Here is a 24,500-nt window from a genome sequence, read left to right on the forward strand (position 1 = left end):
AAACAAAAGGAGCCTGACTTAATAAGCAGGCTCCTGTGTATGTACAGCTTGTATACTGATTAGTCTCTTACTACCCGAAACCCGGTATGTTCCGGGGCGCTGCTGCATTCCTGTGAGGCAGGGTCTACAAAATCGTAGGCGCTGTAGCCGTAAACAGCACACTTACCTCCTTCTTCGTAGAATTCAGCCACATTACCACCCAGGTCAAACACTTTGGCATCGCCAAGAGCAAGCGGCTTAAAGGTACCAGCTTCTTTTACCAGGCTTCCTTTTACCTCCTGCAGCTTTTGCCTGAAGGCTGGCAGCTCATCCAGGGTTATGCTATAACCTGCCCAGTAATTGAGGGTATTTTCATCGGTGCCAGCTTCACGCGCTTTTTTCTGCAGTTCGGCCGCTTCTTTGCTGTTTGGCAGGCGGTAGCGCTGTCCTGTTTTTTCACTTAGCCAGTTTGTATAAGCCCGGGCATCTTCGAAAGATACATTTTGTGCAGGATAATTATCCTGGCCTGCAGCAAAGGCATGGGCAGGTTTATAGGCTTTGAACTGCGCATTGGTAATTTCATAAAGGCCTATGTGCAGGGAATCTTTCTTTACAGCTGCTACCTCTGGCAGCAGGAGGCCCTCTTTCCAGATGCCCAGCAGGTTCTGGTGGCGGGCAGACTTTTCCTTCTCCAGCAGCATGGCCAGCGGGCTTTCTTCGCTAAAGCTTTCGTTTGGTGCTTTGTACTTGCCAAAGAGGTAGCGATCAAACCAGGCCACTTCTTCTTCTATCTTTCTCTTTTGGTGGCTAAGCTTTTGCAGGCCGTGCGGCTGGCCCGGGAACCAGAGGAAACGCACAGGAGCCTGCTTTAACTGCTGCAGCGAGCGGTAGTACTCCCAGCCCTGGTCGCGTGGCACGGCTCTGTCTTCGCTGCCGTGGAAGATGATGGTAGGTGTTTTTACCTTTTCCATCTCAAAGAGAGGCGACTTCAGGACATAATTCTCGTTGTAGTTTTTACCGTTGAGGTTATCCCAGGGAGCACCGCCAAAGTAGCTCTGGTCAAAGGTAACGCCAAACTCGCAGGTGCCATAGTCGGAGGTCCAGTTAACATCGCCAGCGCCGGGAGCTGCTACTTTAAACAGATCGGGATGCTGTACGGTAAGCATGGTGGTTAAAATAGCACCGTTAGACCAGCCCATTACACCCATAGAGTCTTTGTTTACCTTGCCGGCATCGATCAGTGCCTGGGCACCATTCAGGATATCAGTAAGCTCCAGTTCGTAATAGTGCCCTTTGATAGACTCTACAAACTTCTGGCCGTGGTTGGAAGAACCATGGTAGTTGGGCATGAGCACAAAAGCTCCTTTTTCGGCAAGCAGGTGCGGGTAGTAGGCCCAGCTTGCTTCCCACTGGTCCTGGTCTACACCGGAGGGGCCGCCATGAATAGCCAGCACCAGCGGGTATGCCCGCCCCTGCTCATAATTGTAGGGATAGTACAGGATCCCGTTCACTTCTTCATCGAGTGCCCCTTTCCAGCGCATTACCTCGCTCCTGCCTATTTTCTTGTTATCCAGGTGGTTGTTCAGTTTTGCAAGCGGAGCTTCGGGGGTAATAGTGGCAATTTTACGTTTCGTTGCTAGCTTTCCCTTCAGGTACTGTGTAGGTGTGGAAGAAGTAGAGTGTACAAACAGGATATCTTCCCTGTTATCGGCAACCACAGCGGGTGTGAGGTGCTGCTCCATGCCTTTTGCTTCTACCGCCTGGTAAGTCCAGGAGCTGCCTTTTTTCTGGTAGTAAGCCAGCTTATTCAGCGGGCCATTGGCCAATATCGCCAGCACATCGTTGCCCACCACGGTAAAGTTACCTCCCAGGCCCCAGTCCCACTGCAGCTCCACCTGCCGGGGCTGGCTTGTAGCCAGGTCAAAATAATGGAGCAGGTCAATGCCGGCACCATTCCATTCCGGGTTGCTCGATTGCACACTGCTGAAGTAAAACCCTTTACTATCGGCTGTAAAGGCAAAGCTGCCCGGGGTTTGATAGTCAGCACCCAGTATTTCTTTCTTTTCGCCACTCTCCAGGTTCCAGAGGTATACTTTATTCTTCGGCTGGCCATCAACACCATAATGAGGAGAGCCCACATGGCTGCTCACCAGCCAGTTGCCATCTTTAGAGATGGCGTATTCATTTACCGGGTGTTTATTATCGGTGAGGCGGCGGGCCTGCTTCTTATTAAGGTCATAGGCAAAGATGCGGCTGGCCTTAAAGTGAGCCGTGTCTTCGATCACCATTACGTCATCTTTCTTCTTTTCCAGCAGCTGTTCATAGAGGGTTTTGCCTTCCTCTGCTACAAATATCAGCGAATGATCGCCCAGCCGCTGCAGGCTGCTGATGGAGGTGGCAAAGCTATCGAGTGCATAGGCCTCTCCTCCCAGCACATGCATGGCCCATATTTTTTTACCACTCCCGCGTGATGACAAAAAATAGATAAGCTCACCATTGGCTGAAAAGATAGGGCTATGGTCATTTTCTTCGCTGCGCGTGAGCTGTGTGCTGGTGTACTGCCCGTCTTTCAGCGTAGCAAGGCGTGTAAGGTAAAGATCGCTCACCAGCTTATCTTTTTCTTTGGAGGGACGTTTCTTTTCCCAAACAACCATGCCCGCATCGGGGGAGTAGGCCATGTGGTTGATCCGTTCCTGTTTTACAATATCATCCGGACTCCAGCCAGTTTGCCTGGTTTGCTGTTTTTGGGCATGGCCTGCCAAAGAGAGCCAGAGCAGGGCCAGCAGCAGAGGTACATTTTTATTCATCTTTTAAAGAAGGACAAATTAAGTAGCAGTAGAAATAAAATTTTAGGTAGATTTTAAAATTCAGGTTTATTTCAGGAGCAATTAACCTGGCTAAGCCGCAAGTTATTGAAAAACGGGTATAAGAAGAACAGCACACAAAGATTTCTGTACAGGCTGCAGTAACTGGCTGTTATAGCTAATATAAAAACAGCCGGGGCCAGAGCCTCGGCTGTTCTGTTATAAACCCGGATGTACTAACGCAGTTTTAAGGGTCAGCATACCAAATACCTGCCCTTATACTACCTGCAGAGGTGCTTTATGCACAAAAAGTGCAGCAGGCATTAATTTCCATCGCCACCCTGGCTGCCACCACTTTTCATATCATCATTAGAGATTTTGGACCTACGGTTGCGCTGGCTGAACTTCATGTCGCCAAAGCTGTAACGGAAGCTTAACCGTATGTCGCGCTGCTGAAAGCGCCAGGCAGAGGTTTGGTAGAAGTCGTCGCCGCTTATTTCGGACTCAAACTCCATATAATCCCTGAACGGGTTAGCAACTGAAAGACCAACAGAGCCTTTTTCCTTCAGGATGTCTTTAGAAATACCAAAGTTCATGAATATGTACTGCGGACTGCGCCCCTGGAACGTTGGCTGTGCGCTACGGTAATAGAAAAAGGTATTTGCTTTCCAGCCCTTGTCAAACTTAAAGTTAAAACCAGTGTTGCTATTGAAGCCTACACCACGCCTGCTCCTGTCTAGTGCAGCACTGGATACATTGTAGGTACTTAAATTTGCGTTCAAAAACAGGCTGGCCCATTTAGTGAGTTTTATGTTTGTAAAGGCGTTTGCACCAAAGGACTGGTTGCTGCCAACATTGAGGTAGGTACTTAAGGTAACGGTGTCTCCCTCAAACTGCTCCAGTGTGCTGTACGATTCTATCATGTCTTGTGTATTGCGGTAAAAAACAGAAAGGTTTACCACATTTTCCTTGATCATGGTGTTAAATGAGAGCTCCAGCTGATCGGTGATTTCAGGATCAAGCTTTGGATTGCCCCGGGAAATAAAAAGGGTGGAAGACTGGCGCAGGTATGGGTTGAGGTAGTACAAACTAGGCCGCTGTATGCGGCGTGTGTAGGATCCCTTCAGGCTGGTCATCTGGCTGATGTTATAGCTGGCAATGGCACTGGGCAAAAAGCTGCTGTACTCATTGCTGGCGTTGAGGGGATTATCTCTAAACTCGAAACCAATACGGGTATACTCATAGCGCAGCCCGGTAACCAGCCCCCACTTCTCACTTAGCTTGGAGTTAAGGGAAGAGTAGGCACTGACCACATCCTGGTCGTACCTGAACCTGTCCGACTGCCGGGGGTCAATTTCCTGATCCTGCCCTATACCAGGGCCAACAAATGCAGTAAATTCGCTGGTGAGGCGCCGCAGCATGGCCTTACCCCCGGTTTCCAGCTTTCCCCACTTCCCAAAAGGTTCAGTATAATCCAGCTGGTAGGTATACTCCATGTTATCGCCATCGTTGGTATTGTTGTTGGCAAGCGAGCGATCTCCCTCTTCCGTAAAGCGGTTCAGGGTATTGGAAAGGTTTCCCGACATCTGGAATGCCAGGGCAATCTCCCGCTCACTGCCTTCAAAAGTACGCCGGTAATCGCTTGTCCAGTCGAAGGAGCGGTTACTCATTTCCATCAGGCTGTTGCGAATAATTTCCTCAAAAGGCTCTGCACTGCCAGCGCTATACCGCTGGCTAAGGGTCTGAGAAATATTATCATTGGAATATCCGTGCATGCTCACAGAAGTATTCAGGCTGTTGTAGGCATTAAAGTCATAGAAGGCACCTATCCTGCCCGACAAAAAATTGAAGGAGCTCCGGCCTTCTCCGTCCTGGAGCAGGCGCTGCGGATTATCTCCGTAGGTTTCGCGGTACAGGTTATTTCCACTTCTTCGCTCAAATCCGTAATTGCCAAACATACTGCCATTAAGTCCAAAGCGGCCCCTGCCCAGGTTAAGGCTACCGCCTCCGCCCACTGCCCGAATACCTGCGTTCAGGTTTACATCTCCCTTAAAGCCTTCCATGCCCTTGCGCTTGGTAATGATGTTTACAATGCCGCTGGAGCCCTCTCCATCGTATTTGGCTGTGGGAACAGTAATCACCTCTACTTTTTTGATCTCATCAGCCGGGATACTGCGGAGTGCCTCGGCAACATTGCCACTAAAAAGGGAGGATGGCTTACCGTTAATCAGCAGGCGCACGCCGCTATTGCCCCGCAGTGAAATATTGCCATCCATGTCTACCGACATCATAGGTGTTTTACGCAGCACATCCGTGGCATCTCCTCCGGAAAGTGAGGGATCATTTTCTACATTGAAGACAACCTTATCTACATGGTTTTCAATCAGCTCCTGCTGGCCTGTTACTGTTACGCCATCCAGCACCTTGTCAGAAACGCTCAGTTTTATAGCGCCCAGATCATGATCGGGTTTTGCACCGCTTGTACTGATCTCAAAGCTTTTTTTTTCGTACCCCAGAAAAGAGATTTCAAGCTTGTAATCACCAGGGCTAACATCCTTGAGCTTAAAGCTGCCATCCTCTTCGGTAAGAGCGCCATTTACCTGCTTCCAGGGATTGAAAACAGCTGTATCTGCAGCAGGTGCCTGCTGCTTGGGCGGGCTTTGGGCCATCAAAAGAATAACAGTGGCATAGGGAATAGGCGCGCCTGTTTGCGTATCCAGCAGGCGTCCGCTTATGGCACCTTTCACTGTAGCAGCACCCCTTCCCGGGAACTGCGCATGTGCGGTATAGGTACAGACAATGAGACCTAACAGAAGGACGAAAAAATGCTTCATGCGCTGCGGGGCTTTGGTAACGATTGCTAAGGTAAAAAAGCTTTTTGTCTAAGACCTTAAGATAAGGTTAATTATTGTTAAATATTTAACAAATTGCAGCTGCACCGCTGTTATTTTACAAAAATCTGGCAACCAGCTCTTTGATAAAGCCCATACACCCCTGTTGGTTATGCTTGCCAGGCCCTGTAATTCTTTTCGGACACTTCATGGAGACCGGAGTCGACAAGGCCTGCGCCTGCTTGCTGCGGTTGTAGCAGCCGTACAGCTTTCCGGGGATATGGCATCCAGAACTTTGGTGTGCGGCACAGTGGGTTCTGCACAGCAGGAGGCGGAGTTGATGGAGGCGACCTGCTGGACCAGGACCTCCGCCAGGCACTCGTGGATCTGGCGCCGGATAGCAGAAAGATAGTGGCCGGCAAGTTTCACTGCCAGGCACCTCCCTGTCAAAAGTCAGCCTTTCTTCCGGCCTTTTTTTCAGAACACGTTATATACAGAACGTTAGTTACTAGTATATAAACCGTTAGCTTAGTCAACATTATTTCCAAAAAAAATTTGAGCACTGATTTAGTTTCAACCTACCACCAGCCTTTCGGCTATAATAACATAGAGTATATGCGCTAGAAGCAACTCCAGGGCTGTTTTATGTAATGTAAGCTTAAAATACAAGACCAATCTTCACCGCAAAAGGCAGTGAGACAGGTGTTTCTTTTACAGCAAATGGCTTTTTTTTAACTTTTTTTCCTAAATAAGTGCAAATTATTAATGCTCGTTGCTATATTGCATTGAATTTACTTCCTCCGCAGAAGCTAAAATCATCATGTAATGTTATTCCTGAAATTGCATTTTTGTACTTTACTAATCATATAAAGTATGCTCTCTCCTGATTATCAGAGGTCAAGAAAGTACCAGTATACCACATTGATTCCAATGGCATTATCGGTCATTGATTTTGGGATCATCCTTTTTCTGCTTAACCAGATAAAAGTCTATTGGCCGAACCTAGGTATAGATGCCCAGGACTATTTGCTGGTGAGTGTAAACCTGGCGCTATGCTGGACCCTGGCTAGCTTAATGACCGGGACTTACCAGGTAGAAAACATTGACAGGATTAAAAAGATCATTATCCGATCCCTCCTGTCTGGCATTATTTACCTTGCTCTTGTGCTGCTTTCGATGGGGTTGCGTCACGAAAGCACGCTTCCGCTTGGAACACTGCTATCGCTTTCCCTGGCTTCGGTAGTCACCATTGTAATAGCGCGCATGTTTATGCACCGCATTTACAAGGTACTCCGCCATATGTCGCCACACCGTAAAAATGTGATCATCATTGGCAACACCCCGAGAGGCAAAGAACTTAGCCGATACTTCCTTACCACTACATCACTGCCTGTTCAGTATCTTGGCTTTTTTGATAATCATATTCCCACCCGCCTGGAAGACGTACCTTTCCACCTGGGTAGCCTGGAAGGTGTTAAACAATACTGCCTGGAAAACAATGTTAACGAGATTTACTATGCCTTAGACCAGCAGCAGCAATTCTTTGCTGATCTGATGCAGTTTGCCGATGAACATTTTATATTCCTGGGCATCGTACCTCATTTAGATGGCATAGATTTTAGCAGACGTGTGGACACATTGCTTTTCAATGACAGCCGAATCCCTATTATCGCTTCAAGAAGAGTGCCTTTACAACTTTTTGAGAATCATCAGATCAAAAGAGCTTTCGATGTAATATTCTCTGCTATTGTACTGCTCTTCCTCTCTTTTACTGTTTTTCCTGTTATTGCACTGGCCATTAAGCTTAGTTCCCCGGGGCCTGTACTCTTTAAACAGTTACGCCCTGGCAAAAACAATAAACTGTTCTGGTGCTACAAATTCCGCACCATGAAGGTAGACAGCGATCAACAAAAGCAGGCTACAAAAAATGACAGCCGCATTACCAGGGTAGGCGCTTTTCTACGAAAGACCAGCCTTGATGAGCTACCGCAGTTTTACAATGTGCTGATAGGCGATATGTCTGTTGTAGGGCCACGACCTAACCTGCTCGTTCACTTACAGGAATATCCGAAAGAAATAAAAGAATATACCCAGAGACATTGGGTAACACCTGGCATAACAGGATTTGCCCAGGTTAGTGGGCTCCGGGGCGAAACAAAGGAAACTATTTTAATGAAGAAACGGGTAGAGCATGATTTGCAATACATCGAGAACTGGAGCCTGGAGCTAGACATGAAAATAATTGGTAAGACAGTGGTAAATATGGTGAAGGGAGAAGATAAAGCCTATTAAGCCCTTTCTACACCTAAAACACCTATACGCATGCTCCCAAAAGTTAAACTTTTCAATACCTGGGTTACTGCCGCCAGCTACCGGCAGTACCTCCATGATATAATCCAGTTAGCGGATGCAAGAAAGTCATCTTATGTATGCTTTGCGAATGTACATATGCTAATGGATGCCTACCAGATACCCAGCTTCAACCAGGTAGTGAACGAGGCAGATATAGTAACGCCGGATGGCCGGCCTCTTTCTGTTTTGATGAACCTACACTACAAAAACAAGCAGGAACGCGCCTGTGGAATGGACTTATTTCCGGATATTTTAAGAGAGGCCGAAAAAAGAGCTCTGTCGGTTTTTTTCTATGGCTCAACAAATGAGGTACTGGAAACCATCACCCAAAAAGCCCGGGAGGAACTTCCTGCATTAACAATTGCTGGAGCTTACTCTCCTCCTTTTCGCCCATTAACTCCCGAAGAAGATAAAGAGGTAGTAGACATGATCAATGCCTCCGGGGCCAATCTTGTTTTTGTATCGCTGGGCTGCCCCAAGCAGGAAAAGTGGATGCATGAACACAAGGGAAAAATTCAAGCCTGCATGCTGGGATTGGGGCAGGCTTTCCTCACCTATGCAGGACTGGAAAAAAGGCTGCCAAAATGGGCAAGAGATCTGTCGCTGGAATGGGCTTACAGGTTGTATTTAGAGCCCAAGAGGCTGTGGAAGCGGTATTTGGTGGGCAACAGCAGGTTTTTATGGCTGGCGGGAAAAAGTCTTTTGTTTCAACAGGATAATTAAGCCACTTCATTAGCATTAAGAAAAGGGGGCGAAGTGATGAATACTAATTATTTGCAATTCAATCGTTGCTCTTCTAGCAGGAGCGATTCGTAAACGTATGAGCCAATTTATTTCTGTAATAATTCCGGCCTATAATGCTGAGTTATACATAGCAAAAGCAATTGAGAGTGTTTTGGATCAAACTTATAAGCATTTCGAGCTTATAATTGTTGATGACGGATCCACTGATAGAACAGCTGATATAGTACAAAACTATGCCGAAAGAGATGGAAGAGTGAAATACTTCTATCAGGAAAACACAGGAGTTGGAAAAGCCTCAAATAAATGCATTGAACTTGCCAAAGGTGATATTATAGCACGCATGGATGCAGATGATATCATGCTACCGAACAGGCTGGAAGAGCAGTATCAATTTTTGTTAAAACATCCTGAGATAAGCGCTGTAAGCTGCCTGGCTTACTACATTAACAGTAAGGATAATATTACAGGAAGAACATACAGCGACATCTTAACCATTGAAGACTGTAACAGATACCTGAAAGAAGATAAAATAATATTCTGCCTCAACCCTGGCACTATGTTCCTGAAGCAACCAGTACAGGCCGTAGGGGGGTACAACGAGGAGGTTAAGATTGCAGAAGACATAGATCTTTGGAACAGGCTGCTGGAGCATGGTTACTACACAGTGGTGATGCCCGAGATATTAATGAAGTACAGAATACACAAAAGCTCAGCTACTTTTCTGATGCTGCCACTCATGCTCCAAAAAAAATGGATAATAGCCAACATAAGGAGGCGCAGAAAGCACTTGCAGCCTCTTGCAATCAGTGAGTTTATTACCGAGCAGAAGCAAACCTCATATATTAAAACAACTGCTTTATACTGTAAAGAGTTTGGAGGTCACCTTTACAGACTGGCAGGTTATGCTTATGGAGAAAGAGACTATTTTCATTTTATTCTCTACCTGCTGGCTTCCATTTTTCTAAGACCTAAATATGTACTGTTTAAAGTACTGAATCAAAAATTCAGAACACTTAGGCTTCTTTAACTGAGCTATAAGGTATATTAAAAATTAAGAAAAGGAACTTCTATGCTGCCTTTATAAAACCTATATCTTTTTCTACAGAAAGTTTTACTGACTGGAGAATTAGCAATTAAAACATAAGGTTATAAGGCACCATAATATTAGAGCTTATGATAAATGTAGCATTTATCGGATTTCTTCAAAAAAAGGAAGTGGTAAATGGTGTAAATTTTGCTGCTCATAATCTTGCAACAGGGTTAAATCAGATAGGCGTAAAAGTATTTTTTTATGAAGTATCTGATAGTACTACCAATTTTACAGACGAAGGAATGGTATACCGACGGTTCAGGAAAGGCCTACTCCCACTGAAAATTACAGATGAACTTTCTGACTTTCTGGAGGCAAATCCTGATCAGATTGACTTGTTCCATTTTCACAGCGTATTTATTCCATTTTTCATACCTATACAAAAAATATTGAGAAAAAAGGGATACCCTTACGTGATAACACCACATGGAGGCTATGAGAAAAGGATTCTGAAGAAGAACAGCATCCTTAAAAAATTATACATTCAGCTGTTCGAAAAGCATCTTCTCAGCAACGCCCGAAGTGTGATTTGTGTATCTGAAAATGAAATTGCCGACATAAGAAAAATATCCCAGAACGTGCCTACTAAGGTAATTTCCAACCCTGTACTTATTCCTGTTGAGGAAAATATACAGCCACAGCAAAAAAAAGGCGCACAGGTATTGGTGTACTTGGGCCGTTATGACATCTACCACAAAGGTTTGGATAAGCTAATCAGAATCTTTAAAAGAGTAGAAGATCATGATAATAATATTCAGCTGCACCTGTACGGACAAGGAAAGGATAAGTTAAAACTAGCTAAGCTGATAGAATCCTTAGAGCTGAAAAATGTAGAGTTGAAAGAACCTGTTTATGGCGATAAGAAAGTACAGGTACTAAAAGATGCTACCGCATATGTGCAAATGTCAAACTGGGAAACCTTTGGCATCTCTGTTGTGGAGGCTATGCTTCTAAGCAAGCCAGTAATCATAAGCGAGGGTTGTTCATTGTCCAAACTATTTGTGGAGTCTAAAGCAGGGCTGGTTGTAAATAATAACGATGCAGATAAAGCTGCAGATAGCATCATTAAGTATATATCCGGAACTCAAAATGTCTTAAAAGACGGTGAGGCATTAAAGAAACTGGCAAAGCAGAAGTTCTCCATATGCCAGATAGTTACCGAAACTTATAATCTATATCTTCAACTCCTTAAAAGAAACCACCACTACGGGAGTATGATAAATAACGTTCAATCATTAGAGTCAGCTGCCTTACCTTAGAGCACTCAATTTTAAATGATAAACATTCCACAGAATTGCAAGAACGATGGTTCCTGTGTGGAATAATTTATAAATACATGCAGCCAGACAATTATTTTATACAAATAAACAATTAGAAATGAGCTATCCTCTGATCAACAAAAGCAGCCTTAGAATATTAGTAACAGGAGGGTCTGGTTTTATCGGCACTAATCTAATAGAGTACCTCCTCGATAACGGAATTACATTTTTGAATGTTGATTGGAACCCACCTTTGAATCCTAAGCATAGCGTTTTTTGGAAGGAGTGTGACATCATGGACATAGCTGCCTTACAAGAAATTTTTTCTGCTTTTCAGCCAACAGTAGTTATTCATCTGGCTGCAAGAACAGATACTGATATATATGAGCTGGACGGAAACTTAAATGAGTATATACAAAATACTGAAGGAACAAGAAATGTACTGAGCTGTATCAGTAATACAGCTGGTGTAGAGCGCGCTATATTTACCTCCACCATGTTTGTCTGTAAAGCAGGCTATTTACCAAAACATGATCAGGATTATATGCCATTCACTCTGTATGGCGTAAGTAAAATGCTAAGCGAGCAGTACATCCGTGAAGCCAACTTAAGTTGTACCTGGACAATCATCCGACCACAAACCATATGGGGGCCTTGGTCGCTCCGATATAGAGATGTTATGTTTAAAGTTATGCAGAGAGGCCTGTACTTCCATCCTTCCAAGCAAAATGTATTTAGGGCCTATGGCTATGTAAAGAACGTAGTGTGGCAAATTCAGCAAATAATGAATGCCCCACAGGAGAAGGTACACCAACAGGCTTTTTATGTTGGCGATAAAGAAATTAATCTGCTGGACTGGGTACAACTTATTTCACAGGAACTAACGGGGAAAAGAGCAAGAATATTACCTACTGCAGTTGTTAAGGGTATTGCCTTAACAGGCGACTTATTGAAACATATCAACATTCCATTTCCGCTTTCTTCTACACGATTTAACAGTATGACACAGGATTACACTACACCAATAGATAGAACATATGAGATATTTGGTGTTCCTCCATATACTATGCAGCAGGGCGTAAAGGAAATAGTTGATTGGTACAAGATGGAGAGTAAAAATATAGCCCATCCCAAGAAAAAAACCATTGATATAGAAATTCCTGAAGAATTACATACAAGATAAACTTACACTCCTGGACATTAAGCATTAAAGAATGACTTTAAAAGAACTTAACCAAAGCAGAAAATTAAAGAAGGAAACGTATACTGAAAATCTTTACCCCTCTTCATCGTAAGTTCTGCAAGTTCGGACTCTACTCTTTTACAGATACAGCAAAAGAGATACAAAACCAGTTAATATGTAGATGTTGTGATGAATTCTTCCAGCAAATTTCCAGCCCATGCAGAAGCTGGTTGAATAAAATACAACTGTATACTTCCAAATATGCAGCGTCACCTTTTGAAGTAAAAGCTGCCAGCAGCAACCACCCTCTAAACCACCATCGCGACCATGGAAATCAAGAAGCGTGTAAGCATGATTCATTCCCTTCAGAGCGTCAGAATATTCGCAGCATTGATTGTGCTCTTACACCATATCAGCTCCATCTATATTTCCAAATATGAAATCCATAGCTTTGAATCAATGTTTAATTTTGGAAAGAGTGGGGTGCACCTTTTTTTTGTCCTAAGCGGGTATGTCATGTATGTAGCACACCATAAAGATTTAGGTTTAGGATTCAACACAGGAAAGTTGTTCGCATGGAAGAGGTTTACCAGAATTTACCCTACCTACTGGATCCTCACTACGTTTGTTGTTCTTGCCATGTTCCTAACATCGGGAGAAGTAAAGGAATACAAATACAGCCTTCCATACATATTTCAGTCTTTCACTCTGATCGACTTTGGCTTCATGCAAGGCAACCCTATCATTCCTGCGGCCTGGACACTCTTCCATGAGATAAAGTTCTACGCATTTTTTATGCTTTTTATTATTATTCAGAGCAGATCCATCAGAATTTCACTGGCAATAATTGCGCTGACAATGTCTCTGACCAAATCAGCACTTTACGGCACCACAAATTCATGGGGGATTGATTTTTACTTTAGCGAATTTAATTTCTTGTTCGCCTTTGGAGTATTAGCGGCATGGCTTACAAAAAAACACTTCATTTTCTTTAAATCTGCCTTATACCCACTCCTAAGTGTGCTTGGTTATATTTCTGTATCCTTCTTGAGCAATTACTATTTATGGGAAACAAGCACGATGTCAATTCTTGTTTTTGGTGTATCAGGTTTCTTCATAATCACCAGCTTTGCAGGTTATGAAACATATACCCAGAAGGTTCTTAACAGAAATCCGTTCAATCTCAACCAGAAAATGCTGTTATTTGCAGATGCTACCTATTGCTTATATCTGATTCATTATCCGGTATACACCATCGTAGCAATGCTCAATAAGTACTTAATGTTTTCGGATCCGATGCTTATTGCCATAATGATTGGAAGCTCTATCGTGATTTCAATTGTTTATTATAAGCTTATTGAATACCCTATCTACTACTCAATGAAAAATTGGCAATTCAAGAAAGCCAAAGTTGCTAAACCCGAAGTTCTTGCATAGAATAAATAAATGTTGGCAAGCCTTCTACCCAGAGTTTAAAGTAAGGCAGGCAATTACGCCAACACCACTATGTATCTTATAAAATCATATAATCTTCCTAAGAAGTCTGATATAACTGCATGATCCAATGAAGAAAATTTTGATTGTGGGCATTACCCCTCCTCCCTATGGAGGCCAGGCAATGATGACTGAGAGACTGGTGAAGGCAAAGTTTACTGAATTGCAGGTTTATCATGTCAGAATGGCGTTTTCAAAATCCATGAAATCGGTGGGTACTTTTGAGGTTGGCAAGGTGTTGCATATGTTTTCTGTGGTATTGCGCGCACTGTATTTTCGTTTCCGGTATGGAATCAATACCTTGTACTATATGCCCGGAGGCTCAAACTTTACCCCTATTGCAAGAGACATTTTTATCCTGTTCTTTCTACGAACATTTTTTTCAAAAACCATTTTTCACTTTCGGGCTGCAGGAGTATCGGAGATTGTCAGAAACCAGCCATACGTCCTTAGAAAAGCAGCCACTCTTATTTATAATAAACCGGAGCTGGCCATACAGTTATCGGCGTTGAATCCGGATGATGGCCAATACTTTAAAGCAAAAAAAGTCTCCATCATTCCAAACGGACTGGAGGATGCCGCGTTACCATATATTCCGATCGTTAGGCAAAGCCAAAAAATTGTTACCATTCTTTATGTTGGCGTGGTGCAAGAAACCAAAGGGATTATGGTGCTTTTAGAAGCAACAAAAATGCTATTAGAAGCAGGATATAAAATCAGGGTGAATATAATTGGAGAGTTTAACTCTGAAAAATTCAGAGTCACGGCCATTAACTACTGTCGCAATAACAATCTTGAAGATACTGTAAACTTTCTGGGTGTAAAAAAAGGCGAGGAAAAATGGCTTCATTTTAATGCAGCAGATATTTTCTGTTTTCCATCCTATTTTGAATCAGAATCTTTTGGCAATGTTGCTGTAGAAGCAATGATGTTTGGATTGCCAATTGTAGCTACGGAATGGAGAGGCATACCAGATATTGTAAAAGACGGTTTATCAGGTTTTCTGGTAAAAATAAAATCAGCTGATCAGTTAAAAAACAAGCTTAGTTTACTTATCGAAGATCAAAAATTAAGGATTGAGATGGGAACTAAAGGTCGGCAAATTTATGAGGAAACGTTTCAAATCAATAGATTTATGGATTCAATGGAACGAGCACTATCCAGTGTTTAAGGAACATAATTAATTTTTGCTTTATCAGCCTACCACAAACATCCATGGTTTGGTAAATAAAGTTGCAGAAAGTTGCAATGTATTTAACTCACTTATCTATTGATTGATAGGCAATAAGAATCTTTTCACAAAAAATTCAAACAAATGAAAATATTGTTGTCAGCTTATGCCTGTCGGCCAAAATTCGGAAGTGAGCATGCTGCTGGCTGGAATTTTGCGCAACAGCTTAGCAAGCAGGGACATCAAGTAACAGTGCTTACGAATGATGAATGTAGAAATGACATTGAGAATCAGGGAGGAGATATACCAGCCAATACTACATTCGTTTACCACAGATTGCCCTTGTGGATAAAAAAACCACTTTATAGAAAAACAGGACCCCTAGCCCATATTTACTACTTTTTCTGGCAGATAAGTGCCTTTTTTTGTGTCAGAAATATACTGAAAGATAATGAAGTAGATTTAATACACCTGATAACCATCGGTGTTTTTAGAACCCCTGCTTTTTTGGGACTTCTGACCCCGCCATTTATCCTGGGACCCGTTGGTGGAGGAGAAACAAGCACACCTCAGTTACAGCGAAAATTACCTTTCAGGTATAAGCTAAAAGAAAAACTAAGGCATTGGGCAAATTTATCAGCTCTTATCAACCCTTTGATGTACCTCACTTATCAGACTACAGATCTTATACTTTTAAAAACCAGTGACAATTTAAGGTACATCCCAGACAGGTTTCATAACAAATGCAGGGTAAGTCTGGAAGTTGGCATTGAATTAAGCCATAATCAGGAGAGAAAGACTACTTCAAGAGATGACAAATCTTTTAAAATACTGTTTGCTGGTCGTTTAGAGTACTGGAAAGGGGTACATTTAGCTATTAAGGCATATGCGCAAATCTTGAAAAAGCACCCTTCCACCACTTTTACGATCGTTGGTTCCGGATCGGAAGAACAATGGTTTAAGGAAACAGCCACACGCCATAATGTCCTGGATAAAATAGAGTGGTTACCAAGGGTTGAACAGGAAAAGCTTTTTCTGATGTACGAATCTTTCGATGTTTTTCTTTTCCCGAGCATGCATGATTCCAGTGGCCATGTAACAGTAGAGGCGCTATCTCATGGATTGCCCGTGGTTTGCCTGGATTTGGGAGGACCAAAGGAAATCATAAACGAAGCCTGTGGCCGTGTTATTCCTACACAAGATCTTGCTGAAGATGATATCATCCAAAAAATAGTTGATGAGATCAGTTCACTAATCTCTAAGCCGGAAAGCATCAGCAGGATGAGAGAAAATGCCCTGTTACGGGCAAGCCAGTTTTCCTGGGATAAAGTGGTTGAAAATAATTATCAGCTCATTCACGAAACAATAAGTTTACATGGAAGCAAAGGCACAAAGCAAAGCTGGAAGCAGCCTGCAGCTGTATGACAAACCATTTTTTGAGGCGTTCATCATTGCTCTACTTCTGTGTTTGTCTCCATCCAAGGCTATTGGACTAATAATTCCTTTTCTCTGCGCTTTTTGGTTTATTACAAGAAGCAAAAGCGGTAGTAGCTTTAAACGCTTGGTGCTGCTGATTATCTGGTGGGGACTTGTGTTACTCTTTTACCAATTCTACAATGCTCAGATAGGATCAGATTTTAATGTCTCAAATGGCATCCTGTCGTTTGTCAGCTATGCTTCTATTTTTATTGTTTTAGTTTTCCCTGCGCTATTAACCTCAGAGAAGTACAGCTATGACAAGTATGCCAAACTCCTGATTTATGTGATCTTGTTTGAGGGATGCTGGGGAATTATGCAAAAAATATTAGCCCCCATTATCATTCGTTCTAGCTCCGGCGATGTTGTAGAGGGTACTATTAATCCATTCTCGTTTATATATGGACACTCCGGATTCAGTAACCAGTTCTTTGCGATCAATATTGTGTGCCTGCTTATTTTTTGCTTTCCCTTTGTGTATAAAAACAAAAGATTCATCATACACTATGGCATAGGAATTATTGCACTTCTGTTAGCTTCTGTAGGTCATGTGTTCTATAGCTTTATATTAGCTACATCCATTACTTACTTTATATTTGAGGGCACAAAATTACTATTTAGAATTAAAACGCTGGCTTTGTTTTTCACAGCCATAGCCATCATTCTGTCATTGTTCGCAACCCTTGATCCTAAGGTGTGGGCTAATTCTCTGGATGCCTACGATAGTTTTATAAACGGAAAAACTCCAAAATCACAGGCAGTCATAATTGCAGTAAATGATTTGGGCAATCAATATCCCACCATGCACTTGGTTGGCATGGGGCCAGGGGAGTATTCTAGCCGAACCGGAATTATTGCTTCTGGTTCTTATTTTAGCTTGTCAGACTTTTTCACAGGCCTGCCCTTCTTAAACATCGGGATTTCAGACAGCTATAGGCAACATGTACTGTCTCACTGGTTACGAATACAGAAGATAGCCATAAGAGAGTCAACTTCCTGGGCAACCTCTACCATGGCGCGGCCTTACTTCTCAATATTATCAGTTTATACTGAATTTGGAGGCCTGGGCCTGCTACTACTTTTAAGTGTTATTTTTCACCAGGTATTCCTCTTAAAGAGGGAGTACCGAAGAGTTACATCATCGGCAAATAAAACCACACTAAAACAAATTGCCTTTGGTTGTACCTCCATCATTCTATTCCTGTTTTTGATTGGCTTATACGAAAATTACTATGAAACCTCACAAGGAATATTTGTAGGAATTTTACTTATTCTGGTAATGCGTTCATTTTTAAATATAGCGAAATTAGATGCCCTTCAACCTGTGGAACAGCCTGAAGCCAGGCCTCACCACCAGGAAATAGTATTGCGTTAAATGTTTTATGGGTCCGGCTAATATTGTCAGTGAGTCTTGGAAGAGAAAAGGCGTGCCTTTTTTGGATCTCCATAAATTGAACTTATTTTTCTTCTACTCTTTTTTGATCATCCTTACTCACATAGAGGGGAATGAACCGATTATTTTGCAGTCTGTTCCTTTTTAATTCACTAATAATCCCCTTTCTGCTTTCTCGGACCAAGATCGGATACATTGCGTTCGGACTGTAAGCGCTGACGCCAAAAATTAGTGACTGGTCTGCATCTTCACATATGAATGCTGCCTCAAGATCATCATCAAACCTCTCTACCGGATAGAGCAAGCCTCCCAAGAGCTCAGTTCTGCCTTTATGAGTAGTTTTTATTGCATATCCTCTTCTTTCCGTTTTCAAACCCATGATCCATACATCAGCTCCTTTATTCCAAATTTTGCCAGTATTCCATGCTTCATTATTAAACTGCCTTGCCCATACCTTCTGCCCCTTGTAAAAGGTAACTGGTTTATGTATTTCTACATTCTCCAGGTATACATTTCCGGCATCAGCAGAAGCCACATACTCTTCTATTCTGCTGTGCCTGATTACAAGAGGACGCTTTGAAAGATGCTCTATGCTTACGCCATACCCTATATGTTCAATGAAGAGCGGCGGACTGCTTTCATCACCCTCCTTAATTATCAACTTCATTGCCTGTGAACCATTGCCATTAAATACTGCGCCAAAGGCATTTATTTTATGTACACCTAAGGGTATGGTATAATTTTTACTTTTCACCATATAGGTCCCGGTTTTGATGCAGATGGAAGACTTCCCTGAATCAATTATCTTCTGCCAGTTACGGGTATCGCCATACCATCCTGGAGACGAAAGAGATGCCCAGCTGGAGGTGTCTTTTTCGTGATAAACTGGTGTTTCTTCAACAGGCAGCCTTAAAGAATACCTTGCATTGGCGTGTGGGCTGTATACTTCTCCAACAACATATTCTTCCAGACTTAATTTTCTGATTTTATTACCTCGATCAGTGAGTATAGTAGAATATCCGCTGGCAATTATATCACGGGCAAAAAGGCACCCATCCAGATTTTCAATAGCGCTTTGCTCCTGACTTCCTCCAGTAAATCTACTATTCAGCACCACAATCATCCCATGCTTACTGGTATTTAAAAGAGCAGGAACTGAATTATCACTGGTTAATTTGCGGATGATCAGAATGTTTCCGTCATTTTTAACACCTGCAATATTCTGTTGACAGATGAAGATATTTTCCAGCGTAATGCTGTAATCTGCTTTTCCGGACTGAATGGCATAATCAAAACCTTTTATAGATACATTCTGTAAAAGACAGGGCCCTGGGAACTCCCTGATCATGCTAATGGCCGTGCTACCCAAGCCATCTTCGGACACTATTCCTACATTGATGATTCCGCCACTATTATTTGCCACAAAATCAATAGCAATAGTTCCCGGATTTGCCGCCCCCGTACAGATAGTGAGATCTTTGATATAATTATGAAACTGCTGATTTCCAGCCGGAGTCTTTACCAATGCCTTTGGATGGTGTATATCTGAAAACCCTCTAGCACTGTCTTTCAATTTTATAGTGGTGATGCCTTGCCCCTGCCCCATCAGCATCATGGCCTGCCCCTCCCATTGCAAGGCATCGGAAATCAGGTAGGTACCTGCCGGAAAATAAAGAGTTTTAGGACGCGGGAAAAAATAATCAGGCTTCTGTTGAAAATTTGCTCCCGCCCTGTTTGCATCCATTGCCGCCTGTATGGCGTTTGTATCATCACTAATACCATCGCCCTTAGCACCAAAATCTTTTACGTTATAAAAGCCTCCTGCATCACTAACATTAAAGCCTGTATAATGTGGCACATGGGTTAACTCAAAACTTTTTGGATAGCTAATAAGCTGTGCTTTAACACTATTGGGTAAAAAGAACAAGACAAGCGAAATAATATAAAAGCATCTTATTTCAAAAATTATCATTGCCTTTGGATTCAAACAGATAAGAAGAAAAGTGCTGCGGAAGACACCATAAACAGGTTCTTCTTTACTTTATGTGAATGATCTGCTTCTATTTTTTGCTGATAAGCCCAAGGCTCATTTTTAACAGATCAGGATTGAATATAAGAATAGCAACCAGACTTAAACTCATCCACATCAGCGCTTTATAGATCACTAAATAAGGTAGTGTACTCTGGAAAAAAGGGCTAACAGCAACAATGAGCAGTGCAATAAATGAAAATACAATTATTGGCTTTGCAATATTCAAAATGTAGCTCTTTATCTCCTCAAAAGATTTGTTCAGCCACCACAAAATATACACAAACGAAACAAAGTATTTTATAACAAAGCTCCAGGCGGCACCTGTCAGTCCAAAATCCATCAGGAGCAGAAGACTAATGATCCCTGCACTAAAATTGATCAGATTGATTGTAATGTTATTTTCCGGCTTGCCGATACCAATCTGGAAACTTTCGTATATACACAATATCATCACACTTACTCCAGAAATAGCCAGTATTTGCATGCAATCCCGGCTAGGTGCCCAGGCAGTCCCGAAAGTAAGTTCAATGAGATCAGGAATAAAAACCAGCAGGGCTATAAAGAGTGGAAGGCTAGAGTATAGCATCAAATATGATGCCTTGAAAAAAGTAATTTCAAGCCTTTTCCTGTCCTGCTGAATATTGGAGAATAACGGCAGCAGAACTTTGGATACTGATAAATTTACAACATCACTGATTGTTGTAAAAACCTTCAATGCAAAGGAAAAATACCCTAACACTGTGGTATCGAAGGCGTAGCCAATGATGAGGTTGTATGAGTATTGGTTAAAGTTGCTTATCATTCGGGTTGCCAACACCTTGGAGCCAAAGGAAAATAAGCTTTTATAGAGTTTCCATGAAAAGTATATTTTAGGAATCCATCCACTGCTTATCCAAAATGTAACAGTCTGCACAAAAGAAAAGATAAGATGTTGTGCCACTAAACACCAGGCTCCAAAGTTATTATAAGCCATAACAATGCTAACTATCCCCCCGAGTACAATGCCAACAATACGCCCATACGCTACAACTTTAAAATTGAAGTTCTTCATCAATATTGCCCTGTGCACCAGACCAGATGAACCAATGATAAAGTTGAAGGCATGAACGCGAAGAATATCCTCCATCATGGGCTCCTTGTAAAAAGAAGCGATCACGGGAGCTGATAAAAACATCAGCAAAAAGAAAACAAAACCCAGAATGGATATTCCCCAGAATGCAGAATAGAGATGTTCTTTCTTTAAGTCTTGCCGTTGGATAAGAGCCTCTGCAAACCCCTGATCAATGACCAATGAAGTAAAAAATATTACAGAACTGGTTAATGCCACTAAGCCAAAAGGCTCTGGCCCTAGAATCTTAGCCAGCAAAAAATAGATCGAAACAGAGAAGATTCTAACTCCGATTGTCTCAGTAAAAGACCATACTACTCCTTTTATTGATTTCTGCCTTAAACTCATTGCTTGCTTCTTTTGGCCACCTTTTTATAGTAGCCTTTGTAGGTAGATTCCGCTACCGATCCATTATAAACAATGCCTGCATTTAAGTGATGATCTCTTACCAGCTTATCAAGGCGCTGAACTTGCTCTTTACCAGAAAATTCATGCCGCACTACTAGCAAAGTATAATCAAAATACTTACTTAGTATCAAATAGTCTGCCACCAAACCAACTGGTGGCGTATCGAATATAATGATGTCGTACTTCTCCCTAAGCGTACTCACCAGCAGATCAAGGCTGGTATGATTCAAAAGGTCAGAGGCATTTTCAACTGGAGTTCCTGCTGCTACCAGGTCCAGGTTTTCCACTTCTGTTTTTTGGACCAGCAGCTTGCTACCCCCCAACAGGCAATCACTAATGCCCGGACTTGTCTTCACTTTGAAATAACCCGATAATTTAGGCAAATGAAGATCTGCCTCTATCAAAAGTGTTTTTTTGCCTACTCTGGCAAAGGAGAGCGCCAGATGAGTGGCACAAAAGGTTTTTCCTTCTCCACTGGTAGATGAGGTGATTCCTACAACTTTAATATTTTCGCTCACCTGCAAAAACCCAATGTGCTGACGTATGTAACGAAAGGCATGTGCCAGGTACCCATCTCCTGCATATTGATTAGACTTTTCATCACCCTTCACATATGATATCTGATCAATCAGCGGAATATTCGTCCAGCTCAGCAGCTGGTCCTTAGTTTCCACCTTTGGCCGAAAGAAATCCCTGCTGAAGATAAAGCCAACCGGAACAATTAAACCGGCTAGTAAAGCCACCAGCATAACAAAGGCCTTATTTGGGGCAACAGGCTCTTTGCCGATCATATGAGGTGGGTCTACAATGGTTTTATCAGGAATATTTGATGCTATGGCTATTCCTGCTTCGGCCTTTTTTTGCAAGAGGTAATTATATATGTTGTCGTTAAAAGTAAAGCGTCTGTTAATATCTGTCAGATTTCGCTCATTCTCGGGTAAGCGGCTAATGGTTTGCTGTAATTCTGCTACCCGTCTGTTGCTCTCCTGCAGGCCTATCTTATTAGCCCCTATAAGATTACTTATGTTTTCAATCAGTGCTTGCTTGGTAGAGCTGATCTTCCGATCCAACACTTGTATCACCGGACTTTGCTTGCTGGAACTGAAGCTTTTATTTATCTTCTCTTCATTTAGTTTTGAGAGCTGTATCAGCAGACTGTTCAGCAGCTCGTCGTGAATACCAACTGATGAAGGAGCAACTACATCGCTTACATCATCATTGCTGGCCAGATAATCAGACATGTACTGATAATACTTATTTTGCACCAGCAGTTGTTCTCTTGTTTCTTCCAGCGCAAACAACTGTTCATTTAAAGTCTTGGAAGTAAGCTCTACGTTTACCACATTACTTCTAGAACGAAAGGCCTGCAGCTTGTTTTCTGCCCCTCTCAAAGAGTCGGCCACTCCCTGCAGCTGAAAATCGATGAACTCTATAGTCTTCTCCCCAAGCAGGTTTTTCTTCTTCAGATCATTGTTGATATACATACTGCTTAGCATCTTAAGAAAGACGATATCTTTCTGCGGTGTTGCACTTTGCAGGCTTAGCTTAACAATGTTTGACTTATCAGAAATCTGGCCGTAAAACAGTTTTTTATGATAATGCTCAGTAACATCATTTAAACTGGAGAGAGTTACGTAGTATGCCTGATCAAGATCCAGTGCCAGAGAGTCTACAGTATCTATTGATATATTCAGGTACGGGAGACGCAGTGGATCCTGTATCGATAAAACTGTATCCAGTTCAATGGCAAAAACTTTCTCAACAATCTCCTGTGTTTTTGGATGAAGTAGATATCGAGGCTGCTTTTTTGCAGATATCTTAACCCTGTAATGCTTACTGTCAGGAAAGGTAATATCAACAGGCTGATAGGTAAGTTGCCACGCATCAGGATTTAATTGCAGCTTAAAGGGAGCTGGGTAAAGCTCTTCTGAAAACATTTTCCCTAAAGTACCCAGCATTGCAGGATATTGATGATAGGCAATTTCAAAACCAAGTTCTTTCAGGCTTCCAGATATCATAGAGTAAGAAGTAAGAATACCGATTTCATCTTCTATCTCAGGATCGGAGTCCAGCAATTCAAAGCCACTTAAAAATTTTTCCTGCGAGTTCCCCTTATCACTTAGACTTTGGTCCTTTAGCTGAATAGAGGCTTCAACAAGGTATTTTTTCTCTGTAGTTGCCAGGTATACTACAGCCAGCGTAAGCGTAACAAGCATTGATAATAAAAACCAATACCAATTACGCAGCAATTTTCTAAGAATAATCCTTACATCAATATCTTCCATCACAGCAGCAGATTAGTTAACATAGTTCAGTACCAGTATAGCTGTTGAAACAGCTCCGAATATCACGCTAAGTACGTTTAAAGTATTAAGATTACCCCTGGTAGCCTTGGCTTTCAGGGGTTGCACATAAAGCACATCATTAGGCTGGAGGTAGTAAAATTCTGATGAAAGTAGTTGAGGATTTTTCAGATCAACCACTACTGCCCCCACACCCGTATCCGTTTGTCTTAACAAGGTTATGTTCTCCCTATTACCAAAGTCCGTAAGATCTCCCGCCATACCAAGCCCTTCCAACACTGTCAGCTGGTTGTTGTAGATATAAAAGTGCCCAGGATTTCGGACCTCACCTAATATGGTAATCTTAAAGCTTACCAGCTTTACCAGGATAGTAGCTTTATTCAGGTAAACACTAAACGCTTCCTGTATTTTCTGCTGCGCCTCTGGAACTGTTAAACCTGCCACCTGTAAAGGCCCAACCTCTGGCAATGTAATGCTGCCATTATCGTCAATCGAATAACTATTGAGGTATACGCTCGCCTGGTTGATATTAAAAAAGCTGTTTTCGGGCTGTATATTAAAGTAATCCGATGATTCTGTATCAAGTGTCTTTATTCTAACGGACAGAATATCCCTTGACTGCAACTTGTAGGCACCAGGTTGATTCGTTATAGGCGTTAATGTCTCTGTATTATACTTTGGATCAGAGAAATAGACAAGTTTTTTATTTGGCACACATGCACTGCCCAGAAGTAGCAACACCAGCAGGCACAGGTATACAGAGGACTTGGAGTAGAAATCCATCTCAGGTATTGGGTTATTGATAAGTCAGAAAAGATAAGTGCTAAAATTTCCTTCAAAGATACAAGCTAGATTGGCAACAAAAAACCTTGT

At 42.3% G+C, this 24,500-nt stretch carries 15 protein-coding genes; 9 read left to right on the plus strand and 6 right to left on the minus strand.

All coding sequences use genetic code 11. From position 1 onward, the window contains the following. Positions 1-59: 59 nt before the first annotated feature. Positions 60-2,786, minus strand: a complete 2,727-nt coding sequence (locus KWJ01_RS25170) for a prolyl oligopeptidase family serine peptidase (protein WP_224999898.1) — start codon at positions 2,784-2,786, stop codon at positions 60-62. 320 nt (positions 2,787-3,106) lie between these two features. Next, complete coding sequence (locus KWJ01_RS25175) at positions 3,107-5,617, minus strand: TonB-dependent receptor domain-containing protein (RefSeq protein WP_224999899.1); 2,511 nt, start codon at positions 5,615-5,617, stop codon at positions 3,107-3,109. Between the two features lie 927 nt (positions 5,618-6,544). Between KWJ01_RS25175 and KWJ01_RS25180 the strand changes: the two genes are divergently transcribed. The 9 genes from KWJ01_RS25180 (at position 6,545) to KWJ01_RS25220 (ending at position 17,758) form a co-directional block, all read left to right on the plus strand. After that, entirely contained in the window at positions 6,545-7,906 is a 1,362-nt protein-coding gene (locus KWJ01_RS25180) for an exopolysaccharide biosynthesis polyprenyl glycosylphosphotransferase (RefSeq protein WP_224999900.1), read from the plus strand. 30 nt (positions 7,907-7,936) lie between these two features. After that, positions 7,937-8,689: a WecB/TagA/CpsF family glycosyltransferase gene (locus KWJ01_RS25185; RefSeq protein WP_224999901.1), complete on the plus strand. Its 753-nt coding sequence runs from the start codon at positions 7,937-7,939 to the stop codon at positions 8,687-8,689. Between the two features lie 97 nt (positions 8,690-8,786). Beyond that, positions 8,787-9,737, plus strand: coding sequence for a glycosyltransferase (locus tag KWJ01_RS25190; RefSeq protein ID WP_224999902.1), 951 nt, complete (start codon positions 8,787-8,789; stop codon positions 9,735-9,737). 146 nt (positions 9,738-9,883) lie between these two features. After that, complete coding sequence (locus tag KWJ01_RS25195) at positions 9,884-11,059, plus strand: glycosyltransferase family 4 protein (RefSeq protein WP_224999903.1); 1,176 nt, start codon at positions 9,884-9,886, stop codon at positions 11,057-11,059. A 118-nt stretch (positions 11,060-11,177) separates the two neighbouring features. After that, positions 11,178-12,242: an NAD(P)-dependent oxidoreductase gene (locus tag KWJ01_RS25200; RefSeq protein ID WP_224999904.1), complete on the plus strand. Its 1,065-nt coding sequence runs from the start codon at positions 11,178-11,180 to the stop codon at positions 12,240-12,242. 327 nt (positions 12,243-12,569) lie between these two features. After that, positions 12,570-13,679 carry an acyltransferase gene (locus KWJ01_RS25205; RefSeq protein WP_224999905.1) on the plus strand — a complete coding sequence of 370 codons (1,110 nt, stop codon included), beginning with the start codon at positions 12,570-12,572 and terminating at the stop codon, positions 13,677-13,679. 127 nt (positions 13,680-13,806) lie between these two features. Then, positions 13,807-14,907, plus strand: a complete 1,101-nt coding sequence (locus KWJ01_RS25210; RefSeq protein WP_224999906.1) for a glycosyltransferase — start codon at positions 13,807-13,809, stop codon at positions 14,905-14,907. 144 nt (positions 14,908-15,051) lie between these two features. Next, positions 15,052-16,332, plus strand: a complete 1,281-nt coding sequence (locus tag KWJ01_RS25215; protein ID WP_224999907.1) for a glycosyltransferase family 4 protein — start codon at positions 15,052-15,054, stop codon at positions 16,330-16,332. After that, the gene (locus KWJ01_RS25220; protein WP_224999908.1) at positions 16,283-17,758 is read left to right on the plus strand and encodes a hypothetical protein; all 1,476 of its coding nucleotides are present in this window, start codon (positions 16,283-16,285) and stop codon (positions 17,756-17,758) included. Before KWJ01_RS25215 ends, KWJ01_RS25220 begins: the two co-directional genes overlap by 50 nt. Positions 17,759-17,840: 82 nt before the next feature. On the opposite strand, the gene KWJ01_RS25225 is transcribed toward KWJ01_RS25220, so the two are convergent. From KWJ01_RS25225 to KWJ01_RS25240, 4 genes are all read right to left on the minus strand, one after another. Next, on the minus strand, positions 17,841-19,748 hold the full coding sequence (locus KWJ01_RS25225; RefSeq protein ID WP_224999909.1) for a glycoside hydrolase family 55 protein: 1,908 nt from the start codon (positions 19,746-19,748) through the stop codon (positions 17,841-17,843). An 88-nt stretch (positions 19,749-19,836) separates the two neighbouring features. Then, a complete protein-coding gene (locus KWJ01_RS25230; protein WP_224999910.1) occupies positions 19,837-21,264 on the minus strand; it encodes a lipopolysaccharide biosynthesis protein in 1,428 nt (475 codons plus the stop codon). Beyond that, positions 21,261-23,609, minus strand: a complete 2,349-nt coding sequence (locus KWJ01_RS25235; protein ID WP_224999911.1) for a tyrosine-protein kinase — start codon at positions 23,607-23,609, stop codon at positions 21,261-21,263. Before KWJ01_RS25235 ends, KWJ01_RS25230 begins: the two co-directional genes overlap by 4 nt. A 12-nt stretch (positions 23,610-23,621) precedes the next feature. Continuing rightward, positions 23,622-24,410, minus strand: coding sequence for a polysaccharide biosynthesis/export family protein (locus KWJ01_RS25240; RefSeq protein WP_224999912.1), 789 nt, complete (start codon positions 24,408-24,410; stop codon positions 23,622-23,624). Between the last annotated feature and the right edge of the window lie 90 nt (positions 24,411-24,500).

Origin of the sequence: Cesiribacter sp. SM1 (genome assembly GCF_020178975.1) — a bacterium.
In the GTDB taxonomy this organism is placed as follows: Bacteria; Bacteroidota; Bacteroidia; order Cytophagales; family Cyclobacteriaceae; genus Cesiribacter.

Bases quoted from the DNA above. Each gene is read 5' to 3' on its own strand.
- KWJ01_RS25170 (WP_224999898.1), bottom strand. From the start codon at position 2,786: ATGAATAAAAATGTACCTCTGCTGCTGGCCCTGCTCTGGCTCTCTTTG.
- KWJ01_RS25175 (WP_224999899.1), bottom strand. From the start codon at position 5,617: ATGAAGCATTTTTTCGTCCTTCTGTTAGGTCTCATTGTCTGTACCTAT.
- KWJ01_RS25180 (WP_224999900.1), top strand. From the start codon at position 6,545: ATGGCATTATCGGTCATTGATTTTGGGATCATCCTTTTTCTGCTTAAC.
- KWJ01_RS25185 (WP_224999901.1), top strand. From the start codon at position 7,937: ATGCTCCCAAAAGTTAAACTTTTCAATACCTGGGTTACTGCCGCCAGC.
- KWJ01_RS25190 (WP_224999902.1), top strand. From the start codon at position 8,787: ATGAGCCAATTTATTTCTGTAATAATTCCGGCCTATAATGCTGAGTTA.
- KWJ01_RS25195 (WP_224999903.1), top strand. From the start codon at position 9,884: ATGATAAATGTAGCATTTATCGGATTTCTTCAAAAAAAGGAAGTGGTA.
- KWJ01_RS25200 (WP_224999904.1), top strand. From the start codon at position 11,178: ATGAGCTATCCTCTGATCAACAAAAGCAGCCTTAGAATATTAGTAACA.
- KWJ01_RS25205 (WP_224999905.1), top strand. From the start codon at position 12,570: ATGGAAATCAAGAAGCGTGTAAGCATGATTCATTCCCTTCAGAGCGTC.
- KWJ01_RS25210 (WP_224999906.1), top strand. From the start codon at position 13,807: ATGAAGAAAATTTTGATTGTGGGCATTACCCCTCCTCCCTATGGAGGC.
- KWJ01_RS25215 (WP_224999907.1), top strand. From the start codon at position 15,052: ATGAAAATATTGTTGTCAGCTTATGCCTGTCGGCCAAAATTCGGAAGT.
- KWJ01_RS25220 (WP_224999908.1), top strand. From the start codon at position 16,283: ATGGAAGCAAAGGCACAAAGCAAAGCTGGAAGCAGCCTGCAGCTGTAT.
- KWJ01_RS25225 (WP_224999909.1), bottom strand. From the start codon at position 19,748: ATGATAATTTTTGAAATAAGATGCTTTTATATTATTTCGCTTGTCTTG.
- KWJ01_RS25230 (WP_224999910.1), bottom strand. From the start codon at position 21,264: ATGAGTTTAAGGCAGAAATCAATAAAAGGAGTAGTATGGTCTTTTACT.
- KWJ01_RS25235 (WP_224999911.1), bottom strand. From the start codon at position 23,609: ATGGAAGATATTGATGTAAGGATTATTCTTAGAAAATTGCTGCGTAAT.
- KWJ01_RS25240 (WP_224999912.1), bottom strand. From the start codon at position 24,410: ATGGATTTCTACTCCAAGTCCTCTGTATACCTGTGCCTGCTGGTGTTG.